We start from the raw sequence: 1,105 nt of genomic DNA, 5'->3' as shown, positions 1-1,105 counted from the left end.
GCGCCCCGGAGGGGGTCCGCTGCGCGGAGGGCGCCGGAGGCAGGGAGGCGGGTGCGGAGCGCGCCGGGGTGAGCACGGGGCGCGCGGTCTCCGCGGGCGGCGCCTGCGCCGGGACGGACACCTGGACCGGCGCCGGGGTGGCGGCCGGTACCGGGTGCGTGACGAGCTGCTGCGGAATCAGCATCACCACCCCGGTGCCGCCGCGCGCCGACGGCCGGAAGGAGATCTGCAGCCCGTGCTTGCGCGCCAGTACGCCGACCACCGCGAGCCCCAGCCGGGTACCGGCGGAGAGCGTGGTGAGGTCCAACGGCTCGGCGGAGACGGCCTGCTCGGCCCGGCGCAGCCAGCTGTCGCTCAGGCCCAGCCCGCTGTCCTCGACGGTGACCACCAGCCCGGCGGGCACCTCCTCGACGTAGACGTGCACCTCGGCCGGCGGGGCGGAGAAGTTGGTGGCGTTGTCCAGCAGTTCGGCCAGCGCGTGCATCACGCCCTCGGCCGCGTACCCGGCGACCGCGGCCGTGCTGGCGTTGTGCAGCCGCACCCGCTGGTAGGCGCCGATCCGGCCGAGCGCGCCGCGCAGCACCGACTCCACCGCGATCGGTTTGGCCCAGCGGCGGCCCGAGCGGGCACCGGTGAGCACCGCGATGCTGTCGGCCATCCGGCCCGCCTGGGCGGTCGAGTGGTCCAGGCTCAGCAGGTCGCCGAGGGCCTCCTCGTCGTGCCGGTGCTGCATCTCGCGCAGCTCGGCGTGCATGCTCGTGGCCAGCGCCTGCACTCGTCCGGCGGCAGTCGCGCAGACCGCGAGCGCGGCCGCCCGCAGCCGCTCGCCACGGCCGATCTCCTCCCCGACCGCGCGCAGCAGCGCGTACTGGGGGTGCTTGCGGTGGACGGCCAGCGCGCTGTCCACGGCCGCGCCGGCCCGCAGCTTCTTCACCATCTCGGGCAGCACGCCCTCGGCGATCCGGGCCAGCTCGGCACGTTCGGCCTCGGCCCGGGTCCGCTCCGTCTCCGCCCCGGCCCGCTCGGTGTCGAGTTCGGCCCGCAGCCGGGCCAGCTCGGCGTGCGCGGTGGTGACGTCCGCCTCGGCCCGGGCCCGCTCGGCGCG

The 1,105-nt window shown here is 77.2% G+C and carries 1 protein-coding gene; it reads right to left on the bottom strand.

What is annotated here, in order from left to right; translation table 11 throughout:
- Positions 1–1,105, bottom strand: a 1,105-nt coding sequence (locus KS423_RS46015; protein ID WP_224285591.1) for an ATP-binding protein, incomplete at both ends; no start/stop codon positions are given.

This window comes from Streptomyces sp. LS1784 (genome assembly GCF_020103755.1).
Taxonomy (GTDB): Bacteria; Actinomycetota; Actinomycetes; order Streptomycetales; family Streptomycetaceae; genus Kitasatospora.
This window is presented reverse-complemented; position numbering and strand designations above follow the sequence as displayed.